The organism is Bartonella sp. MU37NMGALS, from assembly GCF_042194015.1.
GTDB classification, from domain to species: Bacteria; Pseudomonadota; Alphaproteobacteria; order Rhizobiales; family Rhizobiaceae; genus Bartonella; species Bartonella grahamii.
The window spans coordinates 1-513 of record NZ_JBHIML010000178.1; the positions used below are offsets into that span (position 1 = coordinate 1).

General features: G+C 36.8%; 1 protein-coding gene. It reads left to right on the forward strand.

Features of this window, described 5'->3' with window-relative positions; translation table 11 throughout:
- A partial coding sequence (locus ACFIJP_RS09805) for a DNA adenine methylase (protein ID WP_375627240.1) occupies nucleotides 1–513 on the forward strand: 513 nt, incomplete at both ends.

A 513-nucleotide genomic window follows, 5' to 3' on the forward strand; every position in this document is an offset into this window, starting at 1 on the left:
TAAAAGACCAGCAAAATATTCCGTGATTAATGATCTGAATGGAGAGATCACGAACCTGTTTCAATGTGTTCAAAATGCCTTTGATGATTTAGCCAAACGACTAGAATGGTTTGTTTGTTCAAGACAGTTGTTTTTTGAACTTGCGGCGATTGATCCAGAGAGCCTTTCCAAAGTTGAAAGAGCCGCTCGCTTTTTGTTTCTCCAACGTTGTGTGATGTATGGGAAAGAAGATTACTACTCTTTTAGCTTTGTAGGAAAAAAAACGGTAAGCTTTAATCCGGACAAACTTTTAGCAAGGATGAAACGTGTTAGAAAAAAACTGCTTGATACCACTATCTTAAATTTATCGTGGGAACGAGTTGTTGAACTTTTTGATGCGCCCAACAGTTTATTTTATCTAGACCCGCCTTATCTTGTAAAGAAGAAACGTTATAGTTCTGGGAATTTTGTTGAAGATGATTTTGTGAGTATGGCAAAAGTTCTCAAAAGCATACAAGGCAAATTTGTCTTGAG